Source organism: Zobellella taiwanensis (assembly GCF_003012795.1).
In the GTDB taxonomy this organism is placed as follows: Bacteria; Pseudomonadota; Gammaproteobacteria; order Enterobacterales; family Aeromonadaceae; genus Oceanimonas; species Oceanimonas taiwanensis.
This window is the reverse complement of the sequence record NZ_PXYH01000001.1, coordinates 16,096-31,166: the sequence shown is the minus strand read 5'-3', so window position 1 is coordinate 31,166 and position 15,071 is coordinate 16,096. Positions and strand designations below refer to the sequence as shown.

General features: G+C 63.6%; 15 protein-coding genes. 6 read left to right on the top strand and 9 right to left on the bottom strand.

What is annotated here, in order from left to right; genetic code table 11:
• Nucleotides 1-56: 56 nt before the first annotated feature.
• The 4 genes from C7I36_RS00145 to mtgA all read right to left on the bottom strand — a co-directional run bounded on the left by C7I36_RS00145 (nt 57) and on the right by mtgA (nt 5,309).
• Nucleotides 57-1,631: a cation:proton antiporter family protein gene (locus tag C7I36_RS00145; RefSeq protein ID WP_106451728.1), complete on the bottom strand. Its 1,575-nt coding sequence runs from the start codon at nt 1,629-1,631 to the stop codon at nt 57-59.
• A 99-nt stretch (nt 1,632-1,730) separates the two neighbouring features.
• A complete protein-coding gene (locus C7I36_RS00140; protein WP_106451727.1) occupies nt 1,731-3,716 on the bottom strand; it encodes a cation:proton antiporter domain-containing protein in 1,986 nt (661 codons plus the stop codon).
• A 75-nt stretch (nt 3,717-3,791) separates the two neighbouring features.
• A complete protein-coding gene (locus tag C7I36_RS00135) occupies nt 3,792-4,544 on the bottom strand; it encodes an HAD-IIA family hydrolase (protein WP_106451726.1) in 753 nt (250 codons plus the stop codon).
• A gap of 90 nt (nt 4,545-4,634) precedes the next feature.
• Nucleotides 4,635-5,309, bottom strand: a complete 675-nt coding sequence (gene mtgA / locus C7I36_RS00130; RefSeq protein WP_106451725.1) for a monofunctional biosynthetic peptidoglycan transglycosylase — start codon at nt 5,307-5,309, stop codon at nt 4,635-4,637.
• Nucleotides 5,310-5,441: 132 nt separating this feature from the next.
• Here mtgA and C7I36_RS00125 point away from each other — a divergent pair, with 132 nt between their 5' ends.
• The 4 genes from C7I36_RS00125 to C7I36_RS00110 all read left to right on the top strand — a co-directional run bounded on the left by C7I36_RS00125 (nt 5,442) and on the right by C7I36_RS00110 (nt 8,649).
• The gene (locus tag C7I36_RS00125; protein WP_106451724.1) at nt 5,442-6,455 is read left to right on the top strand and encodes an adenosine deaminase; all 1,014 of its coding nucleotides are present in this window, start codon (nt 5,442-5,444) and stop codon (nt 6,453-6,455) included.
• Between the two features lie 72 nt (nt 6,456-6,527).
• Entirely contained in the window at nt 6,528-7,391 is an 864-nt protein-coding gene (locus C7I36_RS00120) for a flagellar protein MotY (protein ID WP_245879988.1), read from the top strand.
• 96 nt (nt 7,392-7,487) lie between these two features.
• A complete protein-coding gene (locus C7I36_RS00115) occupies nt 7,488-7,781 on the top strand; it encodes a cupin domain-containing protein (protein ID WP_106451722.1) in 294 nt (97 codons plus the stop codon).
• 76 nt (nt 7,782-7,857) lie between these two features.
• Nucleotides 7,858-8,649 carry a sulfite exporter TauE/SafE family protein gene (locus tag C7I36_RS00110; protein ID WP_106451721.1) on the top strand — a complete coding sequence of 264 codons (792 nt, stop codon included), beginning with the start codon at nt 7,858-7,860 and terminating at the stop codon, nt 8,647-8,649.
• A 126-nt stretch (nt 8,650-8,775) separates the two neighbouring features.
• Here the strand turns inward: C7I36_RS00110 and lpxM are convergent, their stop codons facing one another.
• Nucleotides 8,776-9,747, bottom strand: coding sequence for a lauroyl-Kdo(2)-lipid IV(A) myristoyltransferase (gene lpxM / locus C7I36_RS00105; RefSeq protein ID WP_106451720.1), 972 nt, complete (start codon nt 9,745-9,747; stop codon nt 8,776-8,778).
• A gap of 55 nt (nt 9,748-9,802) precedes the next feature.
• On the bottom strand, nt 9,803-10,573 hold the full coding sequence (locus tag C7I36_RS00100; RefSeq protein WP_106451719.1) for a DUF3025 domain-containing protein: 771 nt from the start codon (nt 10,571-10,573) through the stop codon (nt 9,803-9,805).
• A gap of 156 nt (nt 10,574-10,729) precedes the next feature.
• Here C7I36_RS00100 and C7I36_RS00095 point away from each other — a divergent pair, with 156 nt between their 5' ends.
• Nucleotides 10,730-11,242: an ATP-dependent zinc protease family protein gene (locus tag C7I36_RS00095; RefSeq protein ID WP_245879981.1), complete on the top strand. Its 513-nt coding sequence runs from the start codon at nt 10,730-10,732 to the stop codon at nt 11,240-11,242.
• A 3-nt stretch (nt 11,243-11,245) separates the two neighbouring features.
• On the opposite strand, the gene C7I36_RS00090 is transcribed toward C7I36_RS00095, so the two are convergent.
• Complete coding sequence (locus C7I36_RS00090) at nt 11,246-11,341, bottom strand: MetS family NSS transporter small subunit (protein ID WP_106451718.1); 96 nt, start codon at nt 11,339-11,341, stop codon at nt 11,246-11,248.
• Nucleotides 11,338-12,816 (bottom strand): sodium-dependent transporter, encoded by a 1,479-nt coding sequence (locus tag C7I36_RS00085; RefSeq protein ID WP_106451717.1) that lies wholly within the window; start codon nt 12,814-12,816, stop codon nt 11,338-11,340. Before C7I36_RS00085 ends, C7I36_RS00090 begins: the two co-directional genes overlap by 4 nt.
• A 570-nt stretch (nt 12,817-13,386) precedes the next feature.
• Between C7I36_RS00085 and C7I36_RS00080 the strand changes: the two genes are divergently transcribed.
• Nucleotides 13,387-13,599 (top strand): DUF1127 domain-containing protein, encoded by a 213-nt coding sequence (locus tag C7I36_RS00080; protein WP_106451716.1) that lies wholly within the window; start codon nt 13,387-13,389, stop codon nt 13,597-13,599.
• Between the two features lie 68 nt (nt 13,600-13,667).
• Here the strand turns inward: C7I36_RS00080 and C7I36_RS00075 are convergent, their stop codons facing one another.
• Nucleotides 13,668-15,035 carry an SLC13 family permease gene (locus C7I36_RS00075; RefSeq protein ID WP_106451715.1) on the bottom strand — a complete coding sequence of 456 codons (1,368 nt, stop codon included), beginning with the start codon at nt 15,033-15,035 and terminating at the stop codon, nt 13,668-13,670.
• Nucleotides 15,036-15,071: the final 36 nt, after the last annotated feature.

The following is a 15,071-nucleotide window of genomic DNA, read 5'->3' as shown; positions in this document are numbered from 1 at the left end:
ACGTTTTCGGTACAGAATCCCTAATCCCTAATCCCTAATCCCTAATCCCGGTACACTCACCCGGCGGTTTCGATGACATGGCGGGCAAAGCCGCTGCCCGCCTCCTCGTAGATATTGAAAATGTCGTCGGCGCCCATCTCGCGCAGTTGGGCGCCTTCTTCCGGATAACGGATGATGGCGGCTACCCGTCCCCGGAAGTCGGTGTGGCGGATTTGCTCCAGGGCATACAGGTTACCGGCGTGATTGGGCATGGCGAGGAAAATATATTCCAGCTGGCTGCCGATATTGGCCTTGTCCCAGAAATCCGAGTCTGATGCATCGCCCTTGATGGCATTGATGTCCAGCTCCCGCAGCAGGGAGACCTTTTTCTCGTCCGAATCGATGCCGAGCAGCTTGCCGGCTCCCCGGTGTTTTTCCAGTTCCATATAGGCACCCTGGCCGATGCGGCCCATGCCGATGATCAACACCCGGGCATCCCCGAGCTGGATGGGCATGTCGTCCGGGTGCAGCCGGGCGGCATCCCGTGGCCTGAGCCTATGCATCATCCGGCGATAGAGGTTTTCGTTGTTGGCGTTGAGGGGGGCCGAGGCGACGAAGGAGAGGGCCAGGGCCAGCGATGCGACGATGACCCAGTCGTTGCTGAGCAGGCCCTGCTGGGCCGCCAGCGCGGCCACTATCAGGCCGAACTCGGAATAGTTGCTGAGACTGAAGGTGGCCAGCAGCGAGGTGCGCGGGCGCAGATAGCAGTGTTTGTACAGCAGGTAGTAGAGCAGGCTTTTCAGGGGCAGCGCCAGCAGCAGGACAACCGACACCCAGAGGCTGTCTAGGGTCGGCATGCCGTTGAGGCCGATATTGAGGAAAAAGGCGACCAGGAACAGCTCCTTCATGTTGAAGAAGGACTTGGCCAGGGCCGGGGCGCTGTAATGGGGGGCCAGCATCATGCCGATAATCAGCGCGCCCAGGTCGCCCTTGAGTCCGACCAGCTGGAAGCCGCCGTAGCCCACCACCAGCGCCAGAAACACGGCGAACAGGGTCTGCAGCTCGCCGTGGCCGGCCCGCTCCAGGATACGATAAAACAGCGGACGCAACAGCGGCAGCAGCACCAGCAGGCCAAGCGCCCAGGGGCTGGGCAGCTTGCCGGCGGAGGCGGAAAGGAAGGCCACCGCGAACAAGTCCTGCATGACCAGTACGCCGATGGCGACCCGGCCGTAAAAGGTGTTCATGTCGCTGCGCTCTTCCAGCACCTTGACCGCGAACACCGTGCTGGAAAAACTGAGGGCAAAGGCCATCAGCACCGCCTGCTGCCATGCCAGCTCCTGGGCCAGGGCAAAGCCCAGGCCCTTCACCGCCAGCAGCACCCCGGTAAACAGCAGGGTCGACAGCACGACATGTCCCGAGGCGGTGCCCCAGACTTCCCGGCGCAACAGGGTCTTGAGGTCGAGCTTGAGGCCGATGCTGAACAACAGCAGGGTGACGCCCAGGTTGGCCAGGGTGTCCAGGGTGGGGTTGGGCTGGTAGCCCATGGCATTGAGCACGAAACCGGCGGCGAGAAAGCCGATGAGCGGCGGCAGCCTGACCAGGTGAACGGCGAGGCCGCAGCCGAAGGCAATGGCAATGAAAACGGGATCCATGATGCGCTTACTGTTGTTGTCGGGCGGGCGTAAAGAAGACGATATAGTGGTGTTCCATCCCCCCAATGTCAATGCGCGGGCGGCAATCGGCGCCCGCCCTCAATCGGCGCCGTCTCCCGCCAGGCGGGCCCTGACCGGCTCCAGTTCGTCCGGACTGCCGAACAGCACCAGCACATCGCCCTCGCGCAGTTCGGTGTCCGGGCCCGGGGACAGCTGGCGGCGGCCGTCCCGTACCAGGGCGGTGGCCATCACGCCCTGGCCGGCCAGCTCCAGCTGTGCCAGCCGTTGGCCGAGCACCGGGCTGTGGGCCGGCAGCCGGACCGGCTGCAGCCGGTCGGCGTGCACATCGGCGTTTTCTTCCAGCACCCCGGAGGAGCCCGGGAACAGCTGCTTCATCATCTGGTAGCGGCTGGTGCGCTGCTGCTGGATATAGCCGGCCACCTTGTGCAGCGGTACCCGCAGCGAAAGCATGGCGTGGGAGGCCATCATCATGCCTGCTTCCAGGGTTTCCGGGATCACCTCGGTGGCGCCGGCGGCGCGCAGCTCCTCCACGTGGGTTTCGTCGCGGGTGCGTACCATCACCGGCAGCTCGGGGTGGTAGCGGCGCACGAAGGACAGGGTCTTGAGGGCGGCGCTGAGATCGTCGTGGCTGATCAGCAACAGCCGGGCCCGCTCGGCGCCGGCGGCGTCCAGAACCGCCGGATCCGCCGAGTCGGCAAAAAAGACCGGCTCGCCCGACAGGCGGGCGTCCCTGACCCGGCGGGAATCGAGGTCGAGCGCCAGGTAGGGGATATGCTCGTTTTCCAGGAAATGACCCACTATCTGGCCGATGCGGCCGAAACCGCAGATGATGACGTGACGGTCCAGCCGGTTGCCCCCGGGCAGCTCCTGGCCCGGCTCGGGCAGGTTTTGCGCTGCCGGGTGGCTGAACAGCCGGCTGGCCAGGGGCTGGTTGAAGCGGATCAGAAAGGGCGCCAGTATCATCGAAAACAGCACCGCCGTCAGGGCGACCTGGGCCGGCAGGGGGGCGATGACCCTGGCCTCCAGGGCGATGGCGAGCAGGGCAAAACCAAACTCGCCGCCCACCGCCAGCACCATGCCGGTGCGAAAGGCGGTGGGCAGGTCGACCCGCGCCCAGCGCACGATCAGGGTCACCAGCACCAGCTTGATCAGCAGCAGGGCGGCGGCGCCGAGCAGCGCCTGCAGCCAGATATCCGGCAGCAGGGCGGGGTTGACCAGCATGCCGATACTGACGAAAAACAGCCCCAGCAGCACGTCGCGAAAGGGCCGGATGGTGGACTCTACCTGATGGCGGAACTCGGTTTCTCCCAGCATCATGCCGGCTAGGAAGGCGCCGAACGCCATCGACAGGCCCAGGCTCATGGTGGTCCAGGCCGCGATCAGCGACACGAACAGCACGGTCAGGGTAAACAGTTCGGCGGAGCGCTGCTCCGATACCAGGTGGAAAAAGCGGCGCAGCAGGTAGCGGCCCACCAGGAAGACGAGGGCAAAGGCGGCCAGGGCCTTGACCAGGGCAATGCCGAGCGCGCCCGCCACCTGCTGGGCGCCGGCCACGCCGAGCACGGGGATGATGATGACGAAGGGCACCGCCGTGATGTCCTGGAACACCGACAGCGTGGTGCCGAGCTTGCCGTGGCGGGTCTGATCCTCGCCCTGCTCGCCGAGCTGCTTGCTGATGAGGGTGGTGGAGGACTGGGCGAAGACGGCGCCAATGACAAAGGCGGTAATGCCGTCCAGCCCCAGCCCCCACAACAACAGGGCGACCACCGCCGTGGTCAGCGCGACCTGGGCGGTGCCCAGGCCGAGGATCAGGTGGCGCAGGGCATAGATTTGGGACAGGGAAAAGCTCAGGCCGATGGTGAACAGCAGAAAGACGATACCGAATTCGGCAATAAGCTTGATGTAATTTTCTTCCAGCACGGGGCCGGCGGTATGGGCGCCGAGCAGCACCCCCACCAGCAGGTAGCCGAGGCTGGGAGGAATGCGCAGGCGCTGGAACAGCAGCACCACAAAGACGGTGAGCCCGAGCAACAGCAGCAGTTGTACCAGGGTATGTTCAAGCATGGCGGCGTGGTTTCCGGTTCCGGGGGACCGCCCTGAGCGGCGGTCCCGATGGCTTTGCCCAGTGTAACCGCCGGCTCAGAACAGGTCGATATCGACGGCGGAGGCGAACACGTGCTGGGGGCGGAAGGGCATCTTGTCGATGTCCGCCACCTGGCTGACGCCGGTCAGGACCAGTATGGTTTCCAGCCCGGCCTGAAAGCCGGCGAGGATGTCGGTGCGCAGGTTGTCACCCACGATCAGGGTGTTTTCGGAATGGGCGTCCATGTGGTTGAGGGCGGCGCGCACTATCCAGGCGCTGGGTTTGCCCACATAAAAGGGCTTTTTGCCGGTCATCCGCTCGATGGGGGCGCACAGGGCGCCGCAGGCCGGGTGCATGTGCGGGCCATGGGTATCCGGGTTGGTGGCGATAAAGCGGGCGCCGCCGGCCACGAACTTGGCCGCCATCTGGATCATGCTCCAGTTGTAGTTGCGGGTCTCGCCCACCACCACGAAATCCGGATCGATGTCGGTGATGGTAAAGCCGGCCTTGTACAGCTCGTGGATCAGGGCCCCTTCGCCGATCACATAGGCCTTTTCGCCGCTCTGGCGCTTGAGGAAGTCGGCGGTGGCCATGGCCGAGGTGTAAAAGCAGCTCTCCGGCACCTCGATGCCGGCGGAATAGAAACGGTTCTGTAAATCCTTCGGGGTCTGGGCCGGGTAGTTGGTAAGGAACAACAGATTCATTTGCTGCTCCAGTACCCGCCGGATAAAGAGGTCGGCACCGGGGATCAGATCGTTGTTGTGCAGTATGACCCCGTCGATGTCGCAGATAATGTTGTTTTTATGCATTGGCTCTCCTTGTCGCCTGGCCTGTGCCGGCGTTGGTTCCCACTGTCAGCGCAGCATATGACAGATTCATGACAGGGGGGAGGGGTTTTGTCATGGGCGGATACAGCCGAGCCAGGGGCCGAGCTGGTTGATGCGCTGGCGGATCACCCCGGCGCGCCGTTCCACATAGGCCGAGGGGCGGGCGGCATTGTACTGGCGCGGGTTGGGCAGCACCGCCGCCAGCAGGCTGGCCTGCTGGCGGTTGAGGCCGGCGGCAGAGGTATTGAAATATGCCTGGGCCGCCGCCTCGGCGCCGTAGATGCCGGGGCCGAATTCGGCGATATTGAGGTACAGGGTAAGGATGCGCTCCTTGGGCAGGATCAGTTCCAGCATGGGGGTATAGAGGGCTTCCAGCGCCTTGCGGGTGTAGCTGCGCCCCGGCCAGAGATAGAGGTTTTTGGCGGTCTGCATGGTAATGGTGCTGCCGCCGCGCAGCCGGCCCTCGCTGCGGAATTCGTCGAGCACGTCGGCGAAGGCCTGCCAGTCGAAGCCCCGGTGGCGGCAGAACTTGTTGTCCTCGGCGGCGATCACCGCCATCTTGAGCTGGGCCGAAATGCGCGGGCCGGGCTGCCAGTCCTTGTGCAGGCTTTCTCCCTCGAACAGGCGGATCACCATCAACGGCGTGAGCGGCACCGGCACATAGCGGTACAGCAGGGTCAGCAGCAGCGGCAGCAGTATCAGCAGCACGGCCAGCCAGCCGAGCAGGCGTGTTAGCAAGGCGGTCATCAAGATCGGATCCCTGTGTCGAGCGGACGGTTAAAAAATTTGACCTGGGGGTTATGTTTTTAACCGGGCTGTGGTTAAATTTTTGTTATCTTTACACTATATCAACTGGTCCGGCAGCAAAGGAGTATGGTCATGTCCGCATTTATCGAACAATTGCCCAAGGTGGAACTGCATCTTCACATCGAAGGCACCCTGGAGCCGGAAATGGTGTTTGCCCTGGCCAGGCGCAATGGTATCACCCTGGATTACGCCGATGAAAGCGCCCTGAGGGCCGCCTACGATTTTCGCGATCTGCAGTCCTTTCTCGATCTTTACTACCTCGGCATGCAGGTACTGCGCACCGAGCAGGACTATTTCGACATGACCTGGGCCTACCTGGAGCGGGTGCACCGGGAGCGGGTGCGCCACACCGAAATCTTTTTCGACCCCCAGGCTCACACCGACAGGGGCATTCCCCTGGCAGTGGTGGTGGGCGGCATCCACCGGGCGCTGGAGCAGGCGCAGCGGCAATGGGGCCTGTCCAGCCGGCTTATCATGTCCTTCCTGCGTCATTTGTCGGAAGAGGCGGCCTTCGACACCCTGCGCCAGGCCGAGCCCTTCCGCCACCTGCTGGCCGGCATCGGCCTGGACTCCTCGGAGCGGGGCAATCCCCCGGCCAAGTTCAGCCGGGTGTACGCCCTGGCCCGGGAGCAGGGTTACCGGCTGGTGGCCCACGCGGGGGAGGAAGGGCCGGCCAGCTACATCAGCGATGCCCTCGACCTGCTCCGGGTGGAGCGTATCGATCATGGCGTGGCGGCGACCCAGGATCCGGCGCTGATGCGCCGGCTGGCGCGGGAGCGGATCCCCCTTACCGTTTGTCCCCTGTCCAACCTTCGGCTCAGGGTGGTGCAGGACATGGCCGATCACCCCATGCTGACGCTGCTGGCCGAGGGCCTATGCGTGACCGTCAACTCCGACGATCCGGCCTATTTCGGCGGCTACATGAACGCCAACTACCAGGCCTTGCAGGATGGCCTGGGTGCCAGTGACGGCGAGCTGCTGCAGATGGCGCTCAACAGCGTCGAGGCCTGCTGGCTGTCGCCGGAGGAAAAGGCGGCCCTGGTGCGCGATATCCGCGCCCACGGCCAGGCCTTCGGGGTGGCGTGATAAAGCGCTAAAGCTCGGCGCGCGCGCGCCGATAACCAGCCTAACGGTCAACAGGAGGCAGCTGGCGTGCGCATGATTACTGTGGTAGCGGGGGTGGTGCTGAGCTCGGCAAGCTGGGCCCTGCCCCGGACCTATATCGCGGATATCGAACAATCCCTTTGGCGGATCACCGCCGACTCGGCGGTCGAATGCCGGCTGGAGCACCCTATTCCCGGGTTCGGCACCGGGGCCTTCGTCAGCCGCGCCGGCAAGAACATCAACCTGGTGTTCGAACTCCAGTCCCTGCGCGGCCAGCCGCGCACCCAGTCGGCGTCGCTCAAAAGCGAGTCGCCCCACTGGCAGCCGGGCCGGGCGGCGCGCGACCTGAGCCGGGTGACCTTTTATCAGCAGTTCGACGCCCTGGTGGAGCAGCAGTCGGCCTGGGTGATGCTCGACGAGCTGAGCCAGGGGCGCTGGCCCACCTTTTATTTCGACGACTGGTATCGCCGGGATCAGACCACCGGCGTGGGCTTGTCGTCGGTCAACTTCCGCGCCCGCTACGCCGCCTTCCTCGACTGCCAGCACAACCTGCTGCCCTACGGTTTTGAAGACATTGCCTTCAGCGTGCTCAACTACGTCAACAATGCCGACGAGCTGACCCCCCATTCGCGCCAGCGGTTGGCGATGATCGCCGAATATGTGCGCGCCGCGCCCGACATCGACGAGGTGGTGATCAACACCTACACCGACAGTTTCGGTACCGAGTACCACAACAAACAGCTGTCGGAGCGCCGGGCCGAGGCGATCAAGGCCCGCTTTATGGAACTGGGCCTGCCGGCGGAGAGCATTTCCCTGTACGGCCACGGCGAGCGCCGGCCCATCGCCGACAATGGCACCCCGGAAGGGCGCGACAGCAACCGCCGGGTGGTCATCAGCCTGGGCCGGGATCGGCTGTAAGCTAAATCCGGTTTCGATTGAAACTGCGGCTCGGGCCGCAGTTTTTCGTGGCGGGGTTTCCTATACTGCGTCTTCACCCATAGCCGGAACGATGACATGTGCAACACCGAACTGCAGCAGGTAACCGGCCGGATCCAGCTCGAAGAGTCCCGGGTTCGGGTCACCGAGCTGCGTTTCCCGCCTCACAGCGAAACCCGCTGGCACCGCCACCCCCACGACTACGTCATTGTGCAGATGACCGGCGGCCGGCTGCGCCTGCAAACCCCGGAAGGGGAGCATCACTTCGAGCTGCAACCCGGGCAAACCTACTTTCGTCCCGAGGGCAATGAGCACAATGTGATCAACGACAGCGACCAGGAAGTGGTGCTGCTGGAGATAGAGCTGCTCTGAGCCGCCGCCACAAGGCGGTTGGCTTTTGCCGCCGCCTTGGGTAGCTTATGGCCTTTGCCATTTTCAGAGACGGGATATGACCTGGTTGATGTACCTGGTGCTTGGCGCCTTTGCCGGCACCCTTGCCGGCCTGTTCGGGGTTGGCGGCGGCCTGATTATCGTGCCGGTGCTGATTTTCAGCTTCAAATTGCAGGGCATAGGGGGCGATCTGGTGGCCCACATGGCGGTGGGCACCTCGCTGGCCACCATCATGTTCACCTCCCTCAGTGCCATTCATACCCATCATGGCCGCAAGGCCATCGACTGGCGGCTGGCGGCCATGCTGTCGGCGGGCATAGTGGTGGGGGCCTGGCTTGGCGGCTATACCGCCGACAAAATGTCGGGCCTGCAACTGCAGCGGGTGATCGGCCTGTTCGCCTGGCTGATGGCGGCACAGATGATGTTCAACCTGATGCCGAGCGGCAGCGGCCGGCTGCCGGGCAAGCCGGTGCAGGCGGCGGTGGGCGGGGTGATCGGCTGGGCCTCGGGCATTTTCGGTATCGGGGGCGGCTCGCTGACGGTGCCTTTCCTGAGCTGGTGCGCCGTGCCCATGCAGCGGGCGGTGGCGGTGTCGGCGGTGTGCGGCTTTCCCATCGCCCTGGTGGGGGCGCTCAGCTATGTGGTGCACGGCCTGCAGCACCAGGGATTGCCCGCCGAAGCCTGGGGCTATGTCTACCTGCCGGCGCTGATCGGCATCAGCCTGGCCAGCATGCCCTTTGCCCGCTTCGGCGCCATCCTGGCACACCGGCTGTCGGCGGTGGCGCTCAAGCGCGCCTTCGCGGTATTCCTGCTGCTGGTGGGCGCCAAGTTCCTGCTGTTTCCGGGCTGATCCCGGGGAGTCAGCCGCCCGCGGGCGGCTTTTTCTCCCGCGCCGCCAGCCTGTCGTCAAGACGGGCCACGGCCCAGAGGATCACCAGGCCGAGGGCAACCAGGCCGAGATAGTCAAGCCAGCCGTTCATCCCCGCCCCCTGATGCGGCGAATGCCCGCCTCGTAGCGTCCTTCCCGGCTGTCCACCTGGGTCTGGAAATACTTCAGGAACCACATGTATTGCTCCGGCCAGTCGGTCAGCAGGGCTTCTATTTCCGCATTCATGGCCCGGGTGTCGGCGGTCAGATCGCCGGTGGGATAGGGGGCCATGGGCGGGCGCACGATGAGTTCGTAACAGTGTTGTGCCGTGTTGTACACGCTCAGGACCGGCAACACCCGGGCGCCGGTGAGCTTGACCAGTTTGGGCAGGGCCGGCAGGGTGGCCTTGAGTTCGCCGAAAAAGGGCACGAACAGGCTGGCGTCGCGGCCGTGATCCTGGTCCGGCAGGTAGAAAAAGTGCTTGCCGTCCCTGATGGTCTTGATCACCGACTTGATGCCCGCGTCCCGCTCGTAGACGATGCCGCCAAAGCGGGCGCGCTGGCGGTTGATGAACCAGTCGAACACCTCGTTCTTGGCGCTGTGCATCATGGTGCACATGGGCAGGCCGAGGGAGTTGAGATATAGGCCGCCGGCGTCGATGGCCCAGGTATGGGGGATCATGAAGATGATCTTGTCGCCCGCCGCCAGGCAGGCGTCCAGGTGTTCCCGGCCCTGTATCCGGAAACGGTTTTGCAGATAGGCCTTGCTGCGGGCGGTCCATTCGCCGTACCCGAAAAAGCCCATCAGCCCGGCCCGTACCGACGCCAGCAGCATCCGTTCGACCGCATCCTGGTCCAGCTCGGGAAAGCACAGCCTGAGATTGGTGCGAGCGATATAACACTGTTTTTTGGCCAGCCGGACCAGCAGCGGGGCAAAGGCGCCGGCCAGGGCGTCGCGCGGGCGTACCGGCAGCCAGGCCAGTAGCCACAGCAGCGCGATGGCAAGCCAGGTGGGCCAGTAGCGGGGGTGCAGGTAGCGGGGTTTGAATTTCAGATCATAAACGGGATCGTGCCCGGACATCACATCATCCTCTCGGTCGGCAGGGCGCCAAGTGTAAGTAAAAACGGCGGGTAAATCATCCTTCCCGCCGGGGGCGGAAATAATCCCGGTTGTGGTAAAAGCCGGGATCCTCGTTGTCCGGCCACCAGCCGGGTATGCCGAGCAGCGGCAAGGGCCGCAGCGGGCGGGGCCGGTCGAACAGGGCGCGGGCATCGAGCTCGCTCGCCAGTTGCCGGTCCAGCGCCCGATAACGTCCGGCGCGGGGCAGGGCGAAAAAGTCCGCCGGCATTTCCAGCACCACCGTCTTGGCGGTCAGGCCGATGAAGGGCGCCAGGGCCTGCTCGTACAGGGCATGGCCGAAGATAAAGGGTTGCCAGTCCCGGCCCCAGCGGGCCCGCTGGCCGATAAAAAGCGCGTGCCAGTCGTGCGCGTGCAGCAGGGCCTCCGCCTCGGCGGCGTCGGGTACGGCCAGCACCAGGCCGCATTCGTCGAAATGGGTGATCCTGTCCCGCCTCGGGGTCCGTTGCCGGGCGCCCTGGCGGGCGATGTCCGCCATGTGCAGCCGGTTGAGCAGCGACTTGGTGTGGGGGAACAGATGCCAGATCACGGCGCCGAACATATCGTGCCAGTTGGCCGTCCGGGTGGGCACTTCGCCCCGGGCCACGGCCTCTTCGTAATAGCAGCCGAGGGCGGCGAAGCGGGTATCGTCGATAAAGCGCAGGCCCGAGGGTGCCAGCCGGCGGCTCAGCTCGGCGGGGTCCGGCCAGGCCGGCAGGTCGAGGGCGATCAGCCCCGCCAGTTGGCCGAGGATGGGGTTGAGATGGGTAAAGTCGGGATCCCAGTCCATAGATGTCGTCCAGCCAGGATAAAACCGCAAAGCATACCCTGAGCCGGCGCCGATATCAGGGTATAATTGGGATTATTTTGCTCCCCGGCCCATTGCGCCCATGCCCGCCATGGGTAAGATAGCGCCCCTGGCGTTGCCGCCCCGAGGAGTGTGCCGATGAAACGGATCTGTTTACTGGTACTGATGATGAGTATGTTAACCCCGACCGGATTTGCTCAGGCCAAGAGCGAGGACGGTGTCAAAATCGCCGACCAATGGCTGCTGGGCCGGGTCGAATGGCTGTGGCTGCCGGCACTTGGCGACAACGTCAAGGCCCGTATCGACTCCGGCGCCAAAACCTCGTCCATGAGCGCGACCGAGATCGAGGAGTTCGAGCGGGACGGGCGGCGCCATGTGCGCTTCAGCTTCAGCCACCAACATCACCAGGTGCGGCTCGAGGCTCCTCTCAGCCGCTATGTGAGAATTCGCCAGGCCAACAGCAAGCAGCTGGATCGCCGGCCCGTGGTACTGTTGCCGGTGCAGCTGGGCGGCATGATCAAGGAAGTGGAATTCACCCTCAAGGATCGCACCCGCATGCTCTATCCCGTGCTGCTGGGGCGAGAGTTCATGGGCAGGGATGTGCTGATCGACCCTTCCCGGCGGTTTATCCAGCCGGCCCGGGAGAAGTAGGCTTCAGCGTCCGCGCATGGCCCGGCGGATGCACAGGGCCGCGCCGCCCCAGGTAATGCCGAGGCCAATCAGCATCATGATGATGGCGCCTGTTGTCATGGGGTCTTCTCCGTTTTGCTGCCGGCATTGATCAGCACCGCCACCACCAGCATCAGGGCTATCATGCCCCAGCCGAGGAACAGCACTTCCCGATCCGAATAGCCGCCGTAGTTTTCCCGGAAGGCGCCGGCGATGTTGTTGAACAGGATCACCACCAGCATACCCACCGAGACGAATTTGATGCACAGCCGCCACCAGCCGCCCACGCTGAACTCGGAGAGGCGGTTGGCGTACTGGCGGTAGTCCTCCAGCCGGCACAGCCAGCCCACCAGCAGCAGTTCCAGCAGGCAGGCACCGAGCAGGGCGATGTTGTTGATAAAGTAGTCCACCAGATCCAGCAACAGCAGGCCGCCCTGGGTGATGAACAGCAGGCTGGCCAGAAAGCCGGCCGCGCAGAACAGGGTCGCGGTTTTCGGCCGGCTCCAGCCGGTCTTGTCCATCAGCCCCGTGGTCACCGCCTCGGCGATGGAAATATGGGAGCTGACCCCGGCGAACACCAGTGCCAGGAAAAACAGCGGCCCCATGATGCCCGGGGCGGGCAGCAGGTTGATGGCGGTGGGCAGGGTGACAAAGGCCAGGCCCACGCCGGAGCTCACCACCTCGGTGAGGGCCTTGTCCTGGGCGGCGGCCATGTAGCCCAGGGCGCCGAAGATCATGATGCCCGCCAGCATGGAAAAGCCGCAGTTCATCAGTACCGTCATAAAGGCGTTGTTGTTGATGTCGGATTTTTCCGGCAGGTAGCTGGCGTAGGACAGCATGATGGCGAAGCCCACGCTCAGGGTGAAGAAAATCTGGCCATAGGCGGCGGACCACACCTTGAGATCGCGGATTTTGCTGAAGTCGGGAGCGAACATCCAGTTGATGCCGTCCAGCGCCCCGGGCAGGAAAACAATGCGGGCGATCAGCAGCAGCACCATCAGGAACAGCAGCGGCATCAGCACCTTGTTGATTTTTTCAATGCCGCCCTTCACGCCCCGGTAGGTGGCGAAGTAGCTGGCGGCCCAGGCCAGTGCCAGGGGCAGCAGCAGGTGCCACTGCAGCCCGCCCAGGCGGGAAGGGGACTGGTCGCCGGTCAGCCCCAGAAACTCGCCGAAGAAAAAGCCGTTGCTGTCCTCGCCCCAGGACTGGGTAACGGCGAAACCCGTGTAGGAAATGGCCCAGGCAATCACCACCACATAGTAAAAGGCGATGATGGCCGAGATCATCACCTGGAACCAGCCCAGCCACTCGAAGCGGGCATTGAGGGTGGCCAGGGTGCGGGGGGCGCCCGAGCGGTACCTGTGGCCCAGAGTGAACTCCAGGATCATAAAGGGAATGCCGGCGGTGAGCATGGCGAACAGGTAGGGGATGAAAAAGGCCCCGCCGCCGTTTTCGTAGGCCATGTAGGGGAAACGCCAGATGTTGCCCAGGCCCACCGCCGAGCCGACCGCCGCCAGGATAAATCCGGTGCGGGAACCCCATTGTTCTCGTTTCATAACACGGCTCCTCGAATGGACCTTGTGTGTTCAGGATAGTCAAGCAGGGCGCAGAGCAGGGAGCGGCCGGGGTAAAATCACTGGGCCTGCCTGGCGAGCTGCCTCCTGAATGCGGGTTTCCACGGGAATTCCGGGAATTTCTCAGGAATTTTTTAAAAATCATTGTTAATGGGGTGTTGTTTTCTGTCGCTTTCGCGGCCCGGCAGTGCATCCGTGTTTTTTGCACAGTGATACACATCGCCGGCGGACACCTGTTCCGGCCGTGAGCCGGGCCGAACGGGATTTATGCGGCACAAGAGGGCTGGCCCCTGGCGGGATGGCGGTGTGAAAGCAGGCTTTTGCATAATCAGTCACCCGGCGGGCATAGTCAGCGTCAGGCCTGTGTGTTCTTGTTCTATGCCCGGCCCGGCCCTGGTAACGCACTTGTTAGATAATGATGAATAAGATATTTGCGACTGGTTTGTCAGTGATTTGCCATTAGTTTTATTTATTTTACGGGTAAAGAAAAGTGAGTTGAGACGGTCCCCGGGGCTCACTATGCTGTGCGCGACATCATTCAGGAGGCGCATCATGAGCACAGTCAACCATTCCATCCGGTCTTCCCAATCCCTGGCCCGCCCGGCCCAACGTCATGCCGGCCTGCGTGCCACTCTGGCCCTGTGGCTGCAGCGCAGCCGCACCCGCCGCGAGCTGTCCGAATTGCCCGCTTACCTGCTCAAGGATATCGGCCTGAACGAAGCCGATCGCTACCAGGAAGCCAGCAAGCCGTTCTGGCAGCAGTAAGCCCGATCCGGCAAGGATGCGCCCAATAAAAAAGCCGCTTCAGCAAGCGGCTTTTTTGCATTCCGGACTCAGCCGAGCAGGAAAAAGTAGACCGCCAGCAAACCGATACAGGCCAGGTTGAGGAAGAAGCCCGCCTTCATCATGTCGCCCTGGCGGATAAGGCCGGAGCCGAACACGATGGCATTGGGCGGCGTGGCCACCGGCAGCATGAAGGCGCAGGAGGCGGACACCGCGATCACCGACGCCACCATGACCGGCGTCAGTCCCAGCCCTTCCGCCACCGCCACGAACACCGGGATCAGCAGGGCGGCGCTGGCGGTGTTGGAGGCCAGCTCGGTCAGGAACACCACAAAGGCGGTGATCGCCAGCAGGATGATGAAGGGGTTGGCATTGCCTAGCATGTCCGCCAGGTGGTTGGCCAGGAACAGGCTGGTGCCGGTTTCGCGCAGTATGTGGCTCAGGGTCAGACCGCCGCCGAACAGCAGCAGTACACCCCAGTCGGTGTGCTTTTCAATGTCCTTCCATTCGGCCACCCGGCTGACGCCGATCAGAATAATGGCCAGCAGTGCCACCAGGGTATCGAAGGCCGCCAGGCCGCCCAGGGCGGTGGACACCGGGGTGGAGAAAATCCACAGACAGACGGTGAGCAGGAAGATGGCCAGGGTGAGCTTGCGCTTGCCGGTCCAGCTGATGGTTTCCTGCTCCAGGGTGATGCGCTCGTTGAGCTGAGGGCGGAACAGCAGATAGAGCACAACGATGGCGACCGGCAGCAGCATCAGGGTGACCGGCAGGCCGAGTGCCATCCATTCGCTGAAGCTCAGGCCCACCTCGGCGGCGGCAATGGCGTTGGGCGGGCTGCCCACCAGGGTGGCGATGCCGCCGATGCTGGCGCTGTAGGCCACGCCCAGCAGCACGAACACAAAGGTGTTGCGGTGCTTTTGGGCATCCAGGCAGGACAGCAGGCCGAGCGCCAGGGGCAGCATCATGGCGGCGGTAGCGGTGTTGCTGATCCACATGGACAGGAAGGCGGCGGTGGCGAACAGCAGCAGCACGGCGGCGGCCAGCCGGCCCCGGGCCAGTTGCAGGATACGGCTGGCGATCAGCCGATCCAGCCCCTGGCTGTGCATCGCCGCCGCCAGGGCGAAGCCGCCGAGGAAGAGGAAGATGATGGAGTTGGAAAAGCTGGCCAGGGCGGTGTTGGTGTTGAGAATGCCGAGCAGGGTGGCGAGCAGCGGCACCAGCAGGGCGGTGATGGTAATATGGATGGCCTCGGTCAGCCACAGCACGGCAATAAAGATGAGCAGGCTGAGCCCTTTGTTGACGCTGGGCTCGAACGGCAGACTGGTGAGCAGGATCACGAACAGGGCGATATTGGCGAGCAGTATCCCCCACTTGGCCTTGATATTAACGACTTGCTGCGGAACTTCATCAGACATGTTTATTTCTCGTTATGTTATTGTTTTGTATAGGGT

Excerpts from the sequence above, each read along its gene's own strand:
- C7I36_RS00145 (WP_106451728.1), bottom strand. The coding sequence starts at position 1,631 with ATGGATCCCGTTTTCATTGCCATTGCCTTCGGCTGCGGCCTCGCCGTT.
- C7I36_RS00140 (WP_106451727.1), bottom strand. The coding sequence starts at position 3,716 with ATGCTTGAACATACCCTGGTACAACTGCTGCTGTTGCTCGGGCTCACC.
- C7I36_RS00135 (WP_106451726.1), bottom strand. The coding sequence starts at position 4,544 with ATGCATAAAAACAACATTATCTGCGACATCGACGGGGTCATACTGCAC.
- mtgA (WP_106451725.1), bottom strand. The coding sequence starts at position 5,309 with ATGACCGCCTTGCTAACACGCCTGCTCGGCTGGCTGGCCGTGCTGCTG.
- C7I36_RS00125 (WP_106451724.1), top strand. The coding sequence starts at position 5,442 with ATGTCCGCATTTATCGAACAATTGCCCAAGGTGGAACTGCATCTTCAC.
- C7I36_RS00120 (WP_245879988.1), top strand. The coding sequence starts at position 6,528 with ATGATTACTGTGGTAGCGGGGGTGGTGCTGAGCTCGGCAAGCTGGGCC.
- C7I36_RS00115 (WP_106451722.1), top strand. The coding sequence starts at position 7,488 with ATGTGCAACACCGAACTGCAGCAGGTAACCGGCCGGATCCAGCTCGAA.
- C7I36_RS00110 (WP_106451721.1), top strand. The coding sequence starts at position 7,858 with ATGACCTGGTTGATGTACCTGGTGCTTGGCGCCTTTGCCGGCACCCTT.
- lpxM (WP_106451720.1), bottom strand. The coding sequence starts at position 9,747 with ATGTCCGGGCACGATCCCGTTTATGATCTGAAATTCAAACCCCGCTAC.
- C7I36_RS00100 (WP_106451719.1), bottom strand. The coding sequence starts at position 10,573 with ATGGACTGGGATCCCGACTTTACCCATCTCAACCCCATCCTCGGCCAA.
- C7I36_RS00095 (WP_245879981.1), top strand. The coding sequence starts at position 10,730 with ATGAAACGGATCTGTTTACTGGTACTGATGATGAGTATGTTAACCCCG.
- C7I36_RS00090 (WP_106451718.1), bottom strand. The coding sequence starts at position 11,341 with ATGACAACAGGCGCCATCATCATGATGCTGATTGGCCTCGGCATTACC.
- C7I36_RS00085 (WP_106451717.1), bottom strand. The coding sequence starts at position 12,816 with ATGAAACGAGAACAATGGGGTTCCCGCACCGGATTTATCCTGGCGGCG.
- C7I36_RS00080 (WP_106451716.1), top strand. The coding sequence starts at position 13,387 with ATGAGCACAGTCAACCATTCCATCCGGTCTTCCCAATCCCTGGCCCGC.
- C7I36_RS00075 (WP_106451715.1), bottom strand. The coding sequence starts at position 15,035 with ATGTCTGATGAAGTTCCGCAGCAAGTCGTTAATATCAAGGCCAAGTGG.